The organism is Enterococcus lactis, from assembly GCF_015751045.1.
In the GTDB taxonomy this organism is placed as follows: domain Bacteria; phylum Bacillota; class Bacilli; order Lactobacillales; family Enterococcaceae; genus Enterococcus_B; species Enterococcus_B lactis.
Genome location: NZ_BNJW01000005.1, coordinates 68753 through 85734, shown reverse-complemented (window position 1 = coordinate 85734; position 16982 = coordinate 68753). Strand labels below are relative to the sequence as shown.

21 protein-coding genes and 1 riboswitch are annotated in these 16982 nt (G+C 36.2%); of the genes, 20 read left to right on the top strand and 1 reads right to left on the bottom strand.

What is annotated here, in order from left to right; translation table 11 throughout:
- Positions 1 to 106 precede the first annotated feature (106 nt).
- From KFO35_RS04160 to KFO35_RS04145, 6 genes are all read left to right on the top strand, one after another.
- Complete coding sequence (locus KFO35_RS04160) at positions 107 to 1384, top strand: GHKL domain-containing protein (protein WP_002314968.1); 1278 nt, start codon at positions 107 to 109, stop codon at positions 1382 to 1384.
- A 7-nt stretch (positions 1385 to 1391) separates the two neighbouring features.
- Positions 1392 to 1724: a response regulator gene (locus KFO35_RS14130; RefSeq protein WP_002314969.1), complete on the top strand. Its 333-nt coding sequence runs from the start codon at positions 1392 to 1394 to the stop codon at positions 1722 to 1724.
- A complete protein-coding gene (locus tag KFO35_RS14125) occupies positions 1721 to 2134 on the top strand; it encodes a LytR/AlgR family response regulator transcription factor (RefSeq protein ID WP_223261068.1) in 414 nt (137 codons plus the stop codon). Before KFO35_RS14130 ends, KFO35_RS14125 begins: the two co-directional genes overlap by 4 nt.
- Before the next feature lie 166 nt (positions 2135 to 2300).
- The gene (locus KFO35_RS04150) at positions 2301 to 2681 is read left to right on the top strand and encodes an accessory gene regulator B family protein (RefSeq protein ID WP_223261069.1); all 381 of its coding nucleotides are present in this window, start codon (positions 2301 to 2303) and stop codon (positions 2679 to 2681) included.
- Complete coding sequence (locus KFO35_RS14120; protein WP_227326366.1) at positions 2672 to 2881, top strand: hypothetical protein; 210 nt, start codon at positions 2672 to 2674, stop codon at positions 2879 to 2881. The genes KFO35_RS04150 and KFO35_RS14120 overlap by 10 nt, the downstream gene beginning before the upstream one ends.
- Complete coding sequence (locus KFO35_RS04145; RefSeq protein WP_002291297.1) at positions 2878 to 3033, top strand: cyclic lactone autoinducer peptide; 156 nt, start codon at positions 2878 to 2880, stop codon at positions 3031 to 3033. The genes KFO35_RS14120 and KFO35_RS04145 overlap by 4 nt, the downstream gene beginning before the upstream one ends.
- 76 nt (positions 3034 to 3109) lie before the next feature.
- Here the strand turns inward: KFO35_RS04145 and KFO35_RS04140 are convergent, their stop codons facing one another.
- A complete protein-coding gene (locus tag KFO35_RS04140) occupies positions 3110 to 3283 on the bottom strand; it encodes a hypothetical protein (RefSeq protein WP_002291299.1) in 174 nt (57 codons plus the stop codon).
- Between the two features lie 417 nt (positions 3284 to 3700).
- Between KFO35_RS04140 and amaP the strand changes: the two genes are divergently transcribed.
- The 14 genes from amaP (at position 3701) to KFO35_RS04070 (ending at position 16928) form a co-directional block, all read left to right on the top strand.
- On the top strand, positions 3701 to 4267 hold the full coding sequence (amaP, locus tag KFO35_RS04135) for an alkaline shock response membrane anchor protein AmaP (protein WP_002309174.1): 567 nt from the start codon (positions 3701 to 3703) through the stop codon (positions 4265 to 4267).
- A 12-nt stretch (positions 4268 to 4279) separates the two neighbouring features.
- Positions 4280 to 4468, top strand: a complete 189-nt coding sequence (locus tag KFO35_RS04130; protein WP_002290682.1) for a DUF2273 domain-containing protein — start codon at positions 4280 to 4282, stop codon at positions 4466 to 4468.
- A gap of 12 nt (positions 4469 to 4480) precedes the next feature.
- On the top strand, positions 4481 to 5038 hold the full coding sequence (locus KFO35_RS04125; protein WP_002290684.1) for an Asp23/Gls24 family envelope stress response protein: 558 nt from the start codon (positions 4481 to 4483) through the stop codon (positions 5036 to 5038).
- A 31-nt stretch (positions 5039 to 5069) separates the two neighbouring features.
- On the top strand, positions 5070 to 5312 hold the full coding sequence (locus KFO35_RS04120; protein WP_002290686.1) for a GlsB/YeaQ/YmgE family stress response membrane protein: 243 nt from the start codon (positions 5070 to 5072) through the stop codon (positions 5310 to 5312).
- A 328-nt stretch (positions 5313 to 5640) separates the two neighbouring features.
- Complete coding sequence (locus tag KFO35_RS04115) at positions 5641 to 6855, top strand: ammonium transporter (RefSeq protein WP_156271885.1); 1215 nt, start codon at positions 5641 to 5643, stop codon at positions 6853 to 6855.
- Positions 6856 to 6885: 30 nt separating this feature from the next.
- On the top strand, positions 6886 to 8313 hold the full coding sequence (locus KFO35_RS04110; RefSeq protein WP_002306647.1) for an amino acid permease: 1428 nt from the start codon (positions 6886 to 6888) through the stop codon (positions 8311 to 8313).
- A gap of 22 nt (positions 8314 to 8335) precedes the next feature.
- Positions 8336 to 9262 (top strand): glutaminase A, encoded by a 927-nt coding sequence (glsA, locus tag KFO35_RS04105; RefSeq protein ID WP_002314972.1) that lies wholly within the window; start codon positions 8336 to 8338, stop codon positions 9260 to 9262.
- A gap of 206 nt (positions 9263 to 9468) precedes the next feature.
- Positions 9469 to 10929 (top strand): hypothetical protein, encoded by a 1461-nt coding sequence (locus KFO35_RS04100; RefSeq protein WP_025477245.1) that lies wholly within the window; start codon positions 9469 to 9471, stop codon positions 10927 to 10929.
- A gap of 232 nt (positions 10930 to 11161) precedes the next feature.
- The gene (locus KFO35_RS04095; protein ID WP_002309181.1) at positions 11162 to 12925 is read left to right on the top strand and encodes a 1-deoxy-D-xylulose-5-phosphate synthase; all 1764 of its coding nucleotides are present in this window, start codon (positions 11162 to 11164) and stop codon (positions 12923 to 12925) included.
- A gap of 84 nt (positions 12926 to 13009) precedes the next feature.
- On the top strand, positions 13010 to 13468 hold the full coding sequence (locus KFO35_RS04090; RefSeq protein WP_070704566.1) for an ASCH domain-containing protein: 459 nt from the start codon (positions 13010 to 13012) through the stop codon (positions 13466 to 13468).
- Between the two features lie 114 nt (positions 13469 to 13582).
- Positions 13583 to 14266, top strand: coding sequence for an N-acetylmannosamine-6-phosphate 2-epimerase (locus KFO35_RS04085; RefSeq protein ID WP_025477246.1), 684 nt, complete (start codon positions 13583 to 13585; stop codon positions 14264 to 14266).
- A 147-nt stretch (positions 14267 to 14413) separates the two neighbouring features.
- Positions 14414 to 15028, top strand: a complete 615-nt coding sequence (locus KFO35_RS04080; RefSeq protein WP_002306657.1) for a flavin reductase family protein — start codon at positions 14414 to 14416, stop codon at positions 15026 to 15028.
- Between the two features lie 15 nt (positions 15029 to 15043).
- On the top strand, positions 15044 to 15250 hold the full coding sequence (locus KFO35_RS04075; RefSeq protein ID WP_002314976.1) for a DUF4649 family protein: 207 nt from the start codon (positions 15044 to 15046) through the stop codon (positions 15248 to 15250).
- A gap of 223 nt (positions 15251 to 15473) precedes the next feature.
- A riboswitch (M-box (ykoK) riboswitch) is annotated at positions 15474 to 15640 on the top strand.
- Between the two features lie 124 nt (positions 15641 to 15764).
- The gene (locus KFO35_RS04070; protein WP_167513736.1) at positions 15765 to 16928 is read left to right on the top strand and encodes an FtsW/RodA/SpoVE family cell cycle protein; all 1164 of its coding nucleotides are present in this window, start codon (positions 15765 to 15767) and stop codon (positions 16926 to 16928) included.
- The last annotated feature ends 54 nt before the right edge of the window (positions 16929 to 16982 follow it).

The window sequence follows — 16982 nt, the reverse complement described above, 5'->3', positions numbered from 1 at the left end:
AACTATGTTACAATTTTTATGGGGAAAAACTTAAAAAATAAATTTTTTTATTCATAATTGCTGTTTATTTTGTTATGTAAAACATGCATAAAGTGAGGTTCTAAAATTGAATATTTTACAGTTAAGTTATTCTCTACTCATATCAGGGCAGCTGATGACGATGTTTGTTGGATTGGGCTATTTGAACAAGAAACTAAGAAATAAAAAGTATGCTTTATTATCAATCTTAGTTATCCTATTAATATCGGTACTTTATCAATGGATAAATGTAATTGCCACTGGTTTGGTATGGCTAGTCATGTGTGCTCTCGTGATTTATCATGAAGAGACGCTTCAATCAGCTTTATTCTATGCTTCGTTATCTATTATCCTACTTATTTTTTCTAATTATCTGATTTACGTTATCTTAAAATCATTATCTATAATGATGCATGATTTGGGTATATGTTTTTTATCAATTATTTTATATTTATGTTTCGCATTTTATTTAAGGAATCATATATTAAAAAAAGTACCCCTTGAATCGATGGTATATGATATTAGTAAGTATACTGTTATTGCTACGTTTTTGATTTATTTCATTTTTCTTATGATTGAACGCTTTTCAGATTTAGACTGTTTCATGAAGGGTGCTCATGGGATCTTTATGCTGGCATATAGCCTTTTTGCTATTCTTATCAGCTTTTTAGCTGTTTATACAAAAAAGGCAGAATATAAAAGTAAAGAAGAAAAGAATCGAATGGAATATCTTATCGAATATAGTGAGCAAATCGAAAAAAGTTATATGGAAATACGCAAGTTCAAGCACGACTACAAAAACATACTAGTTTCTATGGAAAATTATATCCAAAGTAATGATATAGATGGGTTGAAACATTTTTTTTACTCCCACATCAAGGAAACTGGAACCCTTTTTGATCAGGAATTGTTAGAAATGTCACCGATAAGAAATCTTGAAGCCAAGGAAATAAAAAGCATCGTTTTGAGCAAGTTGTATCTAGCTCATGAAAAAGGAATAGAAATAGACGTAAATGTGCCACAAAAATTGGATTCTTTCCCCGTTCCTTCTATCATGCTAGTTCGGATGCTGGGGATCATACTAGATAATGCAGTTGAAGAATCTTCTATTATAGATAAGCCGAAAATCTTGTTTGCCGGATTGAGACAAGAAGAAGCGATAACCTTTATTATTGCCAATAAATGTCGTTCTGATATACCTGATTTACATGTATTAAAGAAAAAATCTTATTCATCAAAAGGGAAAGAACGTGGGATTGGTCTAAGCAATCTTGATGAATTAGTTCAGTTGAATAAAAATGTGTACTTAGATACTAAAATCGAAGAAGGACAGTTTATTCAAATACTGACCATTTGGGAGGGGTAGAATCTTTATGTTGAAAATTTTTGTTTGCGAAGATGACGGAACATTTAGATTAAAATTAGCAAAGATGATTCAAAATTATTTAATGATGCAAGATTATGACATCAAATTTCAAATGGATACCTCGGACCCTGAAGTGTTGCTTTCATATATACGTTCAAATAAAACAGAAGGCATCTATTTTTTAGATATTGACTTAAGTTCCAATATGAACGGAATCAATCTAGCCGCTACGATTAGAGAATACGATCCACTAGCAAAAATTATTTTTGTGACCAGTTACACGGATTTAGCTTATCTCACTTTTTTGTATAAAGTAGAAGCAATGGATTTTATATTGTGAAGGGGAACGATACACTGCTGCAAGAAAGCGTGACAAAATGTATCTATGTGACTAACCAAAGATATCTTGATACAATTTTACCTACAAGAGAACAGATTCGTATTAAGAGTGGACCAATCAATACAAAATTGTTCGTAGACGAAATCTTGTTTTTTGAATCCAGTCCTGTTCCTCACAAAGTGATCGTTCATCTTGAAAATCGAATGCTAGAATATAATGGAAAAATCAAAGAGATCGAATCGTTTAGCCCGAGCTTTTACCGTTGCCATCAATCGTTTGTTGTAAATGTGGATAATATTTGTTCCATCAACAAGAAGGAAAGAACGATCCTTATGTCTAACGGAGAAAAGTGTCTTGTTTCCACCCGAAGTTTAAAAAAATTATTGATTGCATTTAGCAAAGGAGCGTGACGAATGTCACGTTCTTTTTTTATAGAATAATTTAGATATAAAGAATATAAGGGCTTTATTAAGAAAGAAAACACTGCAGTTATGTAAAAAAAACGCGCACTTTTTACTTTTTAATATATGCATCCTTATTTTTAGTATAATCAAAAGTGAGAAAGGGGTGAACGATATGCCAAATGAATATCTGTCTCTTGAAGAGAAGCTGTCAAGCAAGATGAGCAGAAAACTCGGAGAGAAATATGGGTTAACAGAACTGGAGGAAGCAAAAGTCAACTATGGATTAGCGATCCTGTTCATTAATCTTTTCAAGTTCATGCTTATTTACGTATCAGCGTTTTTCTTACATAGCATTCTTGCTGTGATCACCACTCATTTGTCTTTTATTGCTGTACGAAGATATGCAAAAGGATATCATGCAAGCCGAAGCATGGCCTGCACGCTCTATAGTATGGATTATTGGTGGCGCTACCTGTTTTGGCTAATCATTACAATTTGGAACTTACACGCTACGAATATTTCATCGGAGCAGCTATTCTTAGTATGGTTTTAGGAATCATTGGTTCCTTTATCGCACAAGACCAACAAAAAAGAAGAAGCGTAAGAAACAAACTAGTTATAACAGGAATAAGCCTCACGCTGATCGGTTCAGTGATTCCAGCAAATGATTCAAGAGTCATGATATTACTGGGTATGTTGACCGCAATCTTACTTGTATTCATTCCAAAAAAAGAAAGGAAGATCATCAAATGAAACACACACAAACTAAATTTAGTCTCTCACATGCAATCACAACAATTGCTATCAGCGTTGCCGAAAAGGCTGTAATAAGCGGAAGTACCTGTATTGGTTTAGTTTATGAACCAAAAGTACCAGAAGCATTAAAAAAAGAAGTAGAAAAATAAGTAAAAATAAAATGGATTACCGAATAAAAAGTACCGTAAGTCCTAAAAACTGTGCCAACAGATCGTTGACACAGTTTTATTTTTTTCGATAGTTTTGTAACAAAAATACAAAGATGAAAAAGAATAAAGATTCCCATAGAGTAGTAGTCCAACTGAATTCTTTACTGATACCAAATACCATATTTCCAAGATTCGATACAATCAAATAGCCAATCGTTATGATCAATGAATAATACAATCTTTTCATCATAGGACATACCTCGTTTTTCTTTATAAGAATAGTATAAACCAAAGAAGAGAATAAGAAAAATGATAATAGAAAAATAAAGTAAAAACGCAATAAAGTAACTTAAGTTATTTTATTGCGTTTTTTTCTTCACTGAAAAATTTTAACAAATAAATAGAATTTTGTAATAATAACTGAGCATAATCTTTGCAATTTTTAATCTTGAATAATATCCTTTAAGTATAGCCAGCAATCAAAAAGAAATAGAGAATAAGTGAGTAGTTGTTATTTCAGTATCAGAATGACAATAAAATGCCGTTATAATCCAATATCGTTTGGTAGCGCTTTATTTATTGGTGCTAAACTAACTGTTCGCTCTCTATACTGTGATTGTCGGTAGAGTTATTTACAGGGTAAAAATAAGTTTATAGGAGGTGGAAAATGAATAAGGGGTTAAAAATAACCGGTGTTATCATGAGTTTGCTACTACTTTCAGTGTTTCTAGCAATTGCGTTAATTAATGCGCCGTATATTATGCCTGAACAATTGGAACGATTTCGCTTCTTTACCTTAACGAATTACTACATGCAACAATATATTTTCTGGGCAGCTGTAGTATTTGCCGTTCTTGCTATTATCATCTTGCTAGTCGTTCTTTTCTATCCAAAATCAAGAGGAACTTTCGTTATGAAACGGGAAGATGGCAAATTGACGATCGACAAAAAAGCGATCGAAGGGCTGGTACGTTCCCATTTACACGAAGAAGAGTTCATTCATTCACCTAAAGTACGGATACGTTCAACGAAAAATCGAATCCATATCCATGTCAACGGAGACTTGAAGCGAACTTCTTCATTAGTAGGGAAAACAGGTGTACTGATGCAAGACATCGAAGAAGAAGTGACTAGAGTACTTGGAACAAAAGAAACAGTCAAAGTGGCAGTCACATACAGCGGTTATGAAGAACAAGAAGATACAAGAGACTACAAGCACTCTCGAGTGGAATAGGAGGGCCAAATAATGAAAGAACTATTTTCAGCATACAAGCTCCCTATTATCTTTGGGGGTCTTGGACTACTGCTAGCTGTTTTATGGTTAACAATTGGATTTTTCAAAACATTGTTGATCATCATTATGACAGCAATTGGCGCAGGAATCGGATTTTATTTGAAACAGACAGGAATAGTGGATCAATTTTTTAAATCATAGGAGGAAACAAAGATGGAAAACAAAAACATGAACACAACAAATGGATCAGTTTTGGCAAATGAAAAAGGGGAAAACCGCATGATGAATGGTGAATTGACTTATGAAGACAAAGTTATCCAAAAAATCATCGGCTATGCATTGAAAGATGTAGACGGTCTATTGACATTAGATGGCGGATTCTTCTCAAATATGGCTGAAAAATTAGTCAACACAGATAATGTAACAGCAGGTATCAATACAGAAGTAGGAAAGAAACAAGTAGCTGTGGATTTAGATGTGATTGTAGAATACGGTAAAGACATCGAAGACATCTACAACCAAATTAAAGAATTGATCAGTACTGAAGTAAACAATATGACACATTTAGATGTTATCGAAGTAAATGTGAATGTTGCAGACATCAAAACACAAGAAGAATACCAAAAAGATCAAGAAACAGTACAAGACAAAGTAACAGAAGCAGCAAAATCAACAGGACAATTTGCTTCACGCCAAACAGATAAGGCAAAAGCTGCTGTAGGCAAAGGTGCACAAAAAGTCAAAGAAAATAACGAACCACGTGTACAATAAGAAGTAAAAAGTCAGTTAGGAGGAATTTAAAATGGGATTTATTTGGGCATTAATCGTCGGAGGTATCATCGGAGCAATTGCAGGAGCAATCACGAATAAAGGATCATCAATGGGAATCATCGCAAACATCATTGCTGGTTTAGTAGGTTCAGCCATTGGACAAGCTTTATTAGGAACTTGGGGACCAACAATTGCAGGAATGGCTATCATTCCATCATTGATTGGTGCAATCATTTTAGTATTAGTCGTTTCATTCTTTGCACGTAAATTATAAGCAAATTGAAGAAAAACTTATGTTGAAATGAAGAACACAATTTAGAACCGCAGCGAAACTTGCTGCGGTTCTTTTTTATATGAAGTATTCTTTATTCCTTATGAAAAAATAGCTTGAAAAATAAAAAAAGACGAAAATAAACGGTTTTCTATAAAAGAAAAGCGTTTATTTTTTTGTCTTTATTTGGTCAAAACGATAAAAAGCACAGTACACCAAGCTTTTATTGATTGTCTGTCTTTTATAAATACAAGAATGTATTCAAAAAAACAGAAGAAAAATACAAGTAGATTTTCTTTTATACTCGTAAACGTAGAAAGGAGGCGAAAAAATGAATACATTACCTATCAATACAGGAGATACAGCATTCATGATTTTATGTACAGCAATGGTTTGCTTGATGACTCCTGGTTTAGCATTTTTTTACGGCGGACTGGCACGAAAGAATAATATACTGACGATCATGACTCAATCTTTTCTCTCAGTTGGGATAACAACGATCATGTGGATATTCGGTGGATTCGGATTGGCATTTGGACGAGATATTGGCGGTATGATTGGAAATCCGGCAGATTTCTTTTTGATGAGACATGTTACAAGCTTCCCCAACATGTTCCATGGAGCGACGATCCCATTTTTGATGTTCTTTCTTTATCAACTGATGTTTATCGTGATTACTGTTCCTTTGATGACAGGAGCTTTTGCAGGGAGACTGAATTTAAAAGGCTATATTATCCTTGTTGTTTGTTGGAACCTGCTGATTTACTTCCCTGTTTGCCATTGGATATGGGGCGGCGGATTTTTGGATCAGATGGGATTTAGAGATTTCGCTGGCGGAGCAGTCATCCACACGACAGCTGGATTCGGTTCATTGGCATGCATCCTCACACTTGGACAGAGGAAGATTCCTATGGGCGAAAGAAATCAGCATAGCAGTCTTATGGCAGCTGCTATCGGTACAGGTCTACTTTGGTTTGGCTGGTTCGGTTTCAACTCTGGTGGTGCACTTCGAGCAGATAATCAAGCAGTCAATGCATTTGGTTCAACATTCATCGCTCTTGCATTTGCGATGGTTACTTGGTTGATTATTGCAAAAGTAAAAGGAAACGGCTTTGATTTTGTCGACGTACTAACAGGATCCGTTGCTGGATTGGCAGCCATTACGCCTTGTGCTGGTTATGTAGAAGCAAAAAGTGCTATGTTGATCGGAATCATTGCTGGAATCGTCTGTCATGCTGCTGTTGATTTTCGTAAAAAGAAACAATGGGACGATGCACTTGATGTGTGGGGCGTCCATGGAATGGGCGGATTCACAGGGACGATTCTGATCGGAATTTTTGCATCTAACAGCCATTTATTAACAAATCCAAGCAGCTGGTACTTCTTAGGAATCCAAGTGATTGGTGTCATCATTACTGCCGTGTATGCCTATGTGCTAACAACAGCGATTCTAAAATCAGCCATGAATTTCACAACGATCACTACTACAAAAGAAGAGCAGGAAGAAGGATTAGACTTTTTCTTCTTTGGTAACAAACGCAATTGAAACAAAATCAAATAGAAAAGAGGAAGATTCATGCAACAAAGCAAAACGAAAATTCCTGCAAAAAAATTAACGTTCTTCGGCTTTTTAGCCATGACGATCTCAATGGTCGTTTCACTATATGAATATCCCACATTTGCGACCTCTGGCTTCAGTTTAGTATTTTTCTTGTTATTAGGCGGTTTGCTATGGTTTATCCCTGTGGCATTGTGTGCAGCAGAGATGGCAACGGTGAAAGGCTGGGAAAAAGGCGGTGTCTATACTTGGGTCAGTCGGACATTGGGAAAACGATTTGGATTTGCCGCTATCTTTTTCCAATGGTTTGAGATAACTGTTGGTTACTTGACTATGCTGTATTTCTTAACTGGTGCATTATCCTATGCAACGGGAATCGACGCTATACAAAACAATAAATTTCTGAAATTGGCCATCTTATTGATTATTTTCTGGGCTATTTTGCTCTCTCAGCTAAAAGGAACCAAATACACTTCTTTAATTGCTCGAATCGGTTTTGTAGCTGGGATCTTATTGCCTGCATTAGTCTTGTTTGGCTTAGGGATCCACTATGTCTCTTCAGGTGCTCCACTACAAACGACACTTTCTATGAAAACATTGATTCCTGATTTTTCAAAATTACCTACGCTGGTTGTTTTTGTTTCCTTTATTTTAGCGTATATGGGAGTAGAAACATCTGCTAGTCATGCAAATGAAATGGAAAACCCTAAAAAGGATTATCCATTAGCAATGTTTGTATTGGTCATTCTGGCCATCATTTTAGACACTTTTGGCGGATTGACTGTGGCTACTACAGTCCCTCAACAGGGTTTGTCTCTTAATACAGGAGTGATCCAATCGTTAGAATTTTTATTAAGACACATTGATCCAAGTCTTGCATGGGTTGCGAAAATCCTTGCGATCCTTGTTTGTTTAGGTGTCATCGGAGAAATAGCTTCTTGGGTAACTTCTCCTTCAAAAGCACTTCACGTAGCGGCAGAAGAAGGATTACTTCCTGAATATTTTGCGAAAGAAAATGCACATGGTGTTCCTGCGCATTTGATGATTGCAAATGGGATTGTTGCGACAATCTGGGCAGCCGTCTTTACATTAAGTGGCGGGGGGAATAATCTTTCGTTTCTTGCAGCAATGTCATTGACTGTTGTGATTTACCTAATGTTGTACTTTATGTTTTTCGCGGGCTATTTGAAGTTAGTATTTAAAGATGAAAGTCTTGAAAGAGCCTATCAGGTTCCAGGCGGAAAAGTTGTAAAAGTAATCGTTGCTTGTTTAGGTCTTTTGACTTCACTTTTTGCTTTTTGTATCTCATTTGTTCCACCTGCAAGTATCGCAGCTGGACAGCATGGGATTTATGAAACGATTCTGATCGTTTCTTATCTTATCGTCTTAGTTATTCCATTTACGATCTATGCATGCCGTCATAAATTCCAGCATGCAGAAAAATAAAAAATGAAAGCTGGTTATTCAAATGGAAGGAAAAGAATTAGAACAATTGATTGGAAAAAATTTCCACTACTATCAAACGGGACAAGTGGCAGACTACATTCCAGCATTAGCTGAAGTGGATCCAAAACAATTAGGTATGGCGATTTATGATCTTGATACAAAACAACTGATCGAGGGAGGAGATGCCGATGTACGTTTTGCCATCGAAAGCATGTCAAAAGTTCCCGTATTGTTATTAGCAATCAAAGATAACGGAATTGAAAAAGTCTTTCAAACAATCGATACAGAACCCACCGGATTTGCTTTCAATTCTATCATGAATATGGAGATCAATCATCGCAAACATCCGATGAACCCTTTTGTTAATGCAGGAGCGATTGCAACAACCTCTTTGATTGCGGGAAAAGATGCAGATGAAAAATTTGAACGGATCATATCATTTATGAAAGAAATCTGTGATGATCCTGATATCACATTGAATGAAGAAATCTATCATTCTGAATCAAGAACAGGTGATATCAATCGCTCTCTTGCTTATTACATGAAAGGCAATCAAATGATCGAAGGAGACGTTCCAGAGATACTCGATGCCTATTTCAGACAATGTTCCGTCAATGTCACCGCTACAGGTATAGCAAAATTAGCTGCTGTATTGGCAAATAAAGGGATCGCTCCTTGGAATGGCAACCGGCTCATTACTGAAGAAAGTGCAACGATCGTCAAATCGATTATGACAACTGCCGGTTTGTATGATGAATCAGGCGAGTTTTCCGTCCATGTTGGTGTACCTGCCAAAAGCGGGGTAGGTGGCGGCTTGATGGCAGCTGTGCCAAATCGTTACGGTATAGGCGTCTTCAGTCCAGCATTAGATCCATTCGGTAACAGTGCAGCTGGCATCCAATTACTGAAGGACGTAGTCAAAGAACTAGATGCTGATATCTTCGAATAACCTTTCTTGAAAGTGGCTGGGGTAAAAGTCCAAGCGATGCCAAGTTATCTAAACGATAGCTGGGATTGTAAGCTTGACCGACTTTTGTTCCGGCTTCTTTTTTATTGGTTTTTGAAAGGGGTTTTCTAAACAAAAAGTAAATAAAAAAGCGATTCGTGGATATGTTTAAATAAAACTATAAGAAAAACTGGAGGCGTGTATCAGGAATGCTGGAAAAATACATCGAGCGAAATATATTTAGGAAAGTGTATCTATGCGAACAATTATTTGAATTCCAAGAAATAGATATCGAACAAACAGCTATTTCACTAGGGGTGACCACACCGACGATCCTTCATGATCTAGAAAGTCTAGCCGAGTGTTTGGAATATTGCATAAAAGAAAAAATAAGAGAGAAGCATAAGTACAAACTTATATTTAAACGAGGGATCGCTCTTTCTGAGCTTACGCAATTTTTGTATGGTCAATCTTATTTTTTAAAGTTTTTAAGTTATTATTTCAAGGGCATATTCACGAGTACAGAACTGGCTGATCTTGAATTTATTTCTTTGAGCAAAGTATATACGATCAAAAAGAGCGTCTTGGATTTTTTCAAAGAAAATGATTATTTGAAAAATAAAGAAATCATTATTCCAGAATTTGATTCGCGGAATATTCTGCTAGCTTTAGTACGTTATATCAATTGGGAAGGATATGAGAGTAAAAATCCACATGTAGAAGAAGCTTGTAACGAGCTGATCGATTATGTAGAGACTCATTTTTTTAAAAGGAGATATTCGGAAGATGAAAAGTCCTTTATCATACGGGGAATAGAGATTGCAATTGGAAGAAAGACGTTTCCCCTTGAACTGAAAGAAGAAGATAAGAAAAGTGCGGAGACGAAGCCATTATTTCAATTAGTCTGTCAAGGATTGGAAGAGCAAAAAGGGATGTTACACTTACAGGAAGAAGATATCTATTATATTTTCTCTTTGTTCAATAGCAGAAATTATACCAATGAGAACATGGAGCTGTTAAGAAAAGATTTCGAAGTTGTGTATAAAAATTTTGTTCTCAATGACCTGTCACTCAATGAATTGATTTTACAGATTCTCCCAGTTGCTGAAATCGACGATGCAGACAATTTTATTTTTAAGCAATCCTTTTTACAATTTGTCCGTGCGTTGTGGGCAGACGGTCAAGTATTTTTACCGGAACGAATCTATCTACTGTCAGAAAAAGAACAGCTTCTATACAGAAAAATAGTAGAAGTGCTAGACGATTGGAAAAAGAAAAACCAAATTCATCTAAGATGGAATGATAATTTCATCCGAAAATTTGTTAAGAGTCTTTCTTTGATTACCAGAGAACAGATGATACAGCAAGAGATAGAAATATTTGTTGTTTCAGAAAGTTCAGTCAAACAATTTTTTTATCGAACTCAATTTCATTTGTATGCTGAAGAAGATATGGCTGAAATAAACCCCATTCTATTTCGTTCTTTAGAAGAATTACCTGATGAATGTTTGTGTTCAAAAAAACGAGTGGTTTTATGCGATGCTGCTAGCTATCAAACTGGTTTGGAAACGGAAAAAACAAAGGTCTATCCTATCTCGTTAAAAGGCGCAAACATCCTTTTGTATCGTATTGCTCAAGAGCTTCATTTATTAAAAAAACATATTTCTTGAGGAAATCTTAAAGCAAGACAAAAATCAACTTTCTACAGAGCTTTTTAAAAGACTGTAGAAGTTTTTTTATTTGTGATCTGTTTTGTGCGAAGAACTACTTATATAACAAACTTTCTCTGAATTTTTTTAAAAATACTATTGACTTAGAGTCAACTCTAAGGAGTAGAATAGATAAAGTGTTACAAATCTATTTTCAACTAAAAAGAAGATAGTACGGAGGAGAGAATGTATAATGAGTACAGCATTACATGTATTGGATACAATCAATAGTCCAGCAGATGTCAAAAAGTTATCTGTTGAGGAAATGAAACAGCTGGCAGAAGAAATGCGCCAAAAGATCTTGCAAAAGGACAGCGATGTAGGTGGGCACGTTGGTCCGAATCTAGGTGTAGTCGAATTAACGATCGCTTTTCATTATGTATTTGATTCACCTAAGGATAAAATCGTATGGGATGTTTCCCATCAATCTTATGGTCATAAGCTGCTAACTGGTAGGAAAAATGGCTTTGAAAAAGGACATTACCATGAAGTAAGCGGGTATTCCAATCAACACGAAAGTGAACATGATTATTTTACAGTGGGTCACACATCTACATCTATCAGCTTAGCTACTGGGTTGGCTAAATCCAGAGATTTGAAGAAAGAATCAGGAAATGTGGTAGCATTTATTGGAGATGGCTCACTAAGTGGCGGCTTAGCTTTTGAAGGGCTGAACAACGGCGGCGCTTTACAGACCAATTTAATCGTATTAGTAAACGATAATGAGATGTCTATTGATGAGAACCACGGTAGCTTATATCAGAACTTAGCAGAGCTTCGTCAAACTCACGGTGAAAGCAGTAATAACCTATTTAAAGCTATGGGATTTGATTATCGCTATGTGGATGATGGAAACGACCTAGAAACGGTGATCCGTTTATTTGAAGAAGTAAAAGATATTGATCATCCAATCGTACTTCACGTACATACGGAAAAAGGCCGCGGTTATCAGCCAGCGATCGATAATAAAATGAAATATCATTGGCACGTCCCATTTGATCTGTCTACAGGAGAAGCAAAACAGGCAGCTTCTGGAGAAACATTCAATACGATCATCATGGATTATCTGGATAAAAAAGTGCAAACAAGTACAGCACCTATTGCCGCTGTCAATGCAGCAATACCAGGCGCCTTTGGACTGAAAACATTCCAAGAAAAACATCCAGATCATTATTTTGATGTGGGGATCGCCGAGCAGCATTCCATTACGTTTGCTTCTGCTTTGGCTTCTCAGGGAGTACGTCCAGTCGTCTTCCAATCAAGTACTTTCCTGCAACGGGCATATGATCAATTATCACATGATTTAGCAATCAACGAGAATCCAGTCATCATTTTAGTTGGTGGCGGAACGATCTCTGCTAGTGATCGAACACACCAAGGAACGTTTGACATTCCTTATTTATCAAGTATCCCGAATATCAAATATCTTGCTCCAGCAACAAAAGAAGATATGATCTCTATGCTAGATTGGGCTTTTGAGCAAACAGCACAGCCTGTAGCTATTCGAATCCCTATTCACGGTGTGGAACATGGTAAAGCTATCGCAAATGATTACAGTATTCCAGCCTATCAGACAGTGAATAAAGGCGAAAAAGTGGCAATTTTAGCTTTAGGTGGTTTTCTTGGACTAGGAAAAGAAACAGTGGAAGCTTTTAGAGAAAAAGGAATCGAAGCAACATTGATCAATCCAGGAACAATCACAGAAAATGATGTAGAAACATTAGATAAATTAAAAGAAGCCCATGAATTAGTCATCACATTAGAAGATGGTAGTTTATCAGGCGGATTTGGTGAAAAAATCAGTCGTTATTATGGTGATTCTTCAATGCATGTGCTGAATTTCGGTGCAAAGAAAGAATTCACAGATAGTGTTCCAACAGTTAAACTTTATGAACGTTATCATTTGACACCAAGCCAAATCGTTGAGGATAGTCTACGTGTCTTAAATATTCAATAATCCATCGTATTTTCCATCCAGATAATCGTTTATACTAGTATCTGGATGGTTTTTATTATACGAAACAAAGGAGTAGATGCTATTATGTATCAAAAAGTAGAAGAATATTTCAAAAAGTTTCAAGAAAAATATCCTAGGTATCAATCAGAAGAACTAAGCTTTTTTTCATTTGGGAATACAGAAGAAATGGCAGATGAATTGAGTGAGTTAGTTGTAAAAAAAATAAAAACCGGTACATCAAGTGGATATGATCTATATAAAAAAGAGAAGGAACCTTTACCAAAAGTGGGTCAGTTAGATGTGGTTCTGAATGGAAAAAATGAACCAGTTTGTATCATCAAAAATATAAATGTGACTATCTTGCCTTTTAGTGAAATCACGGAAGAACATGCTTGGAAAGAAGGAGAAGGAGATCGAACGTTAGCCTATTGGCGGAAAGTCCATACTGACTTTTTCAAGCATGTCTACAAAGAAGCACTGAACTTGGCATTTACAGAAGAGAAGCTAATCGTATATGAAGAGTTTGAAGTAATTTTCTTTTAGCAAGAAAGGCTTGCTAAAAGAAAAAGGATAGCTACTTTATTGACTCTTAGATAGAAAAGGGTTACATTTTTATAAGAAGATGTATTTCTAGAGAACGTCATTGGAGGAGATAGTGTGGATGTACTGGAAAAAATAAAAGGTGGGGTTGTCGTTTCTTGTCAAGCTTTGGAAAATGAGCCATTACACAGTTCTTTTATCATGGGGAGAATGGCTTTGGCTGCAAAAGAAGGCGGAGCAGTTGGTATTCGCGCAAATACAACAGAAGATATCAATGAAATCAAGCGAATCGTTGATTTGCCGGTAATAGGGATTATCAAAAGAGATTACGATGGATCAGAAGTATTTATTACTGCGACAGAAAAAGAAGTGAAAGAACTTTTGGAGACGCAAGCTGAGATCATTGCACTGGATGCAACTTCTCGTAAACGTCCGACAGAAAAAACAACAGCTGAGCTTGTCCAAATGATCCACGATCACGGTCGATTAGCCATGGCAGATATTTCGACTTTTGCGGAAGCGCTTCAAGCGCAAGAAGATGGTTTTGATCTTTTGTCTACGACATTAGCAGGATATACAGAATATTCTCGAAAAACACAGGAGCCTGATTTTGATTTGTTGAATCAGATCATAGAACAAGTCAATATACCAGTAGTCATGGAAGGCCATACTGACTCTCCAGAACACGTAGAGAAAGCCTATGAATTAGGTGCTTTTTCAGTCGTGATTGGATCTATCATCACCCGTCCACAATTCATCACTAAAAGATATGTCGAAGCCGCGAATAAAGCAAAGAACTAAAAAACACGTACGGCACAGATTCTTGACAAAAAAGAAAAATTAATAGATAGTTTAAAGCAGATTCTAAGAAGAAGAGGAAAGCGTTGCTTTTCCTTTTGTCTTCGCAGATCTGCTTTTTAGCGTATTTTATAGAAAGAAGGCGAGACCATGTTTGAACGAAGTCCTTCAGAATTGACAGAACGTGAAAATTACAAGTTGCTGATTGGTTCAGTTATCCCTAGGCCGGTTGCAGTAGTAACGACTAAATCCGTAAATGATATAGTGAATATCGCACCCTTCAGTTACTTTAATATTGTCAGTTCGAATCCACCTATCTTATCCTTGGCGATCCAGAGAAAACAAGATACAGTAAAAGACACAGCAAAAAACATTCTTGAGACAAGAGAAGCGGTCATCCATATCCTTGATGAGGACAACGTAGAAGAAGCAAATAAAACAGCTGCTAATCTGCCTAATGAGGAAAGCGAACTACACTTGACTGAATTGACTTTAACGGATTCAGCAATCATTTCAGTACCAGCATTGACAGAAGCAAAAGTTCGTTTTGAGACAACCTTATATGAACATGTCGAGATACGGAATAAAAATAAAGTAACAGCTGATTTATTTTTGCTAGAAGTACAGAAATATCATTTGAATGAAACAGTTTATGATGAAAAGACGGGAAGAATCGATCCAAGAGAATTGAATGCTATAAGCCGTTTGGCAGGAAATGATTATGCAGCAATAGGAGAAATTTTCACGATCGCACGTCCCCAATAAGAAGGAGTAATAGTTATGTTAAAAATAAGTTATAAACCATCAGCAGATTCAAAAGAAATGGGAAAAGAATACGAGACAGTGAATGATTTTCTGCAAGGGCAGTATTTAGAAGTTCCGCCATTACAAGATCATTTTTTCGTCACCAAAGTTACTTTAGACGGCAAAGAAATAGGATTAACAGACCAGACGATTAGCGGTTTATTCAATTACTTAAACAAATAAACATTTATTCCGAAAAGTGAAAATCATATAAAAAAACACTAAAAATAAAAAGATTATCAAGGAATCCTAGCACAATTGAACGAAACTGCGCTGGGATTCTTTTACGTTATTTGTTATTTTTTCCTAAAAAATATTAAAGATTGTTAAATTTCACTATTTCATTTCAAATTTCATTGCCTATTCATTAGGAAAAGTCTATCATGGACTCGTAAATAGAATATAGTAATAACCTTGTTAGGTGAGGCTCCTATACAAACATAGGCTATTGCCCAGAAACGTCGAAAGTCGCCAATGGGTAAAACAGAAACTGTCGGATTAAGGCTTTTTCCAATAGCTAAGAATGTTTTCTTTACGTTGTATAGTGCTAAAACTCGGACGATGAGATGATGCTAGGTCAGAATTCTTGTTCGAAAAGGTTTCTGGCCTTTTCTTTATAGTTTCAAGACTGACTTATTTGAAGAGACAAACTCGCTCCTTACCTGACAAGTGGATTACTGTGGGAGGAGGAGATGCGGTGAAAAAAAGAAAAAAGATCGATTGGTGGATTTTGGGTCCTTATTTGACTTTGTCCATGATCGGCCTTTTAGAAGTATACAGTGCTAGTTCTTATCGTTTATTGCAAGCAGATGAAAATACAAAAAGTCTATTATTGCGCCAACTGATTTTCATATTTTTGAGTTGGGGCGTAATCTTCTTAGCTCGTTCAATCAAACTGCACTATTTACATCACCCTAAAATAGCAGGATATGGTTTAGCTTTATCGATTTTCTTTTTGATCTTAGTACGAGTAGGAATATTCGGTGTCACTGTCAATGGCGCACAACGTTGGATTTCTCTGTTTGGCATTCAATTCCAGCCTTCAGAATTAGCAAATCTTTTTCTGATTTTTTATCTAAGCTGGTTTTTTCGTGACGGAAATAATCCGCCAAAAAATCTAAAAAAACCTTTCCTGATTACAGTAAGCATAACTTTGTTGATTTTATTCCAGCCAAAGATTGCTGGAGCATTGATGATTCTTTCGATTGCGTGGGTCATTTTTTGGGCAGCAGCAGTTCCATTTAAAAAAGGAATCTATCTGATTGTTACTTTTTCTGCCTTATTGATTGGAGCAGCCGGCGGAGTATTATATTTAGGAAACAAAGGCTGGCTTCCCCAGATGATCAATCATGCTTATGAAAGGATTGCAACTTTAAGAGATCCTTTCATAGATAGTCATGGTGCGGGCTATCAAATGACTCATTCGTTTTATGCACTATACAATGGTGGCATATGGGGGAGAGGATTAGGAAACAGTATCACAAAAAAGGGATATCTTCCAGAGACAGAAACAGATTTTATTTTTTCGATCATTACAGAAGAGCTTGGGCTAATTGGTGCATTGTGTGTACTTTTCTTATTATTCTCATTATGCATGAGAATCTTTTGTTTAAGCAGTCGTTGTAAAAATCAGCAAGCTGGATTGTTTCTTTTAGGATTCGGAACTTTGCTATTCGTTCAGACGATAATGAATGTGGGAAGTATCGCAGGGCTTATGCCAATGACTGGCGTGCCATTACCATTTGTTAGTTATGGAGGAACAAGTTATCTGATCCTTTCTTTAGGGATCGGGATCACGTTGAATATTTCTTCGAAGATACAGGCCGAAGAGTTGCCGCTCTATCGACCTGAAAAACAATAAAGAGAAACTGAGAATCTCTCAGTTTGAATTATCATAAAGGACTATCTTTTATTT

What these genes read in the sequence shown, in the direction of transcription:
- KFO35_RS14130 (WP_002314969.1), top strand. Translation starts at nt 1,392, where the DNA reads ATGTTGAAAATTTTTGTTTGCGAAGATGACGGAACATTTAGATTAAAA.
- KFO35_RS04150 (WP_223261069.1), top strand. Translation starts at nt 2,301, where the DNA reads ATGCCAAATGAATATCTGTCTCTTGAAGAGAAGCTGTCAAGCAAGATG.
- KFO35_RS14120 (WP_227326366.1), top strand. Translation starts at nt 2,672, where the DNA reads ATGGTTTTAGGAATCATTGGTTCCTTTATCGCACAAGACCAACAAAAA.
- KFO35_RS04145 (WP_002291297.1), top strand. Translation starts at nt 2,878, where the DNA reads ATGAAACACACACAAACTAAATTTAGTCTCTCACATGCAATCACAACA.
- KFO35_RS04140 (WP_002291299.1), bottom strand. Translation starts at nt 3,283, where the DNA reads ATGATGAAAAGATTGTATTATTCATTGATCATAACGATTGGCTATTTG.
- amaP (WP_002309174.1), top strand. Translation starts at nt 3,701, where the DNA reads ATGAATAAGGGGTTAAAAATAACCGGTGTTATCATGAGTTTGCTACTA.
- KFO35_RS04130 (WP_002290682.1), top strand. Translation starts at nt 4,280, where the DNA reads ATGAAAGAACTATTTTCAGCATACAAGCTCCCTATTATCTTTGGGGGT.
- KFO35_RS04125 (WP_002290684.1), top strand. Translation starts at nt 4,481, where the DNA reads ATGGAAAACAAAAACATGAACACAACAAATGGATCAGTTTTGGCAAAT.
- KFO35_RS04120 (WP_002290686.1), top strand. Translation starts at nt 5,070, where the DNA reads ATGGGATTTATTTGGGCATTAATCGTCGGAGGTATCATCGGAGCAATT.
- KFO35_RS04115 (WP_156271885.1), top strand. Translation starts at nt 5,641, where the DNA reads ATGAATACATTACCTATCAATACAGGAGATACAGCATTCATGATTTTA.
- KFO35_RS04110 (WP_002306647.1), top strand. Translation starts at nt 6,886, where the DNA reads ATGCAACAAAGCAAAACGAAAATTCCTGCAAAAAAATTAACGTTCTTC.
- glsA (WP_002314972.1), top strand. Translation starts at nt 8,336, where the DNA reads ATGGAAGGAAAAGAATTAGAACAATTGATTGGAAAAAATTTCCACTAC.
- KFO35_RS04100 (WP_025477245.1), top strand. Translation starts at nt 9,469, where the DNA reads ATGCTGGAAAAATACATCGAGCGAAATATATTTAGGAAAGTGTATCTA.
- KFO35_RS04095 (WP_002309181.1), top strand. Translation starts at nt 11,162, where the DNA reads ATGAGTACAGCATTACATGTATTGGATACAATCAATAGTCCAGCAGAT.
- KFO35_RS04090 (WP_070704566.1), top strand. Translation starts at nt 13,010, where the DNA reads ATGTATCAAAAAGTAGAAGAATATTTCAAAAAGTTTCAAGAAAAATAT.
- KFO35_RS04080 (WP_002306657.1), top strand. Translation starts at nt 14,414, where the DNA reads ATGTTTGAACGAAGTCCTTCAGAATTGACAGAACGTGAAAATTACAAG.
- KFO35_RS04075 (WP_002314976.1), top strand. Translation starts at nt 15,044, where the DNA reads ATGTTAAAAATAAGTTATAAACCATCAGCAGATTCAAAAGAAATGGGA.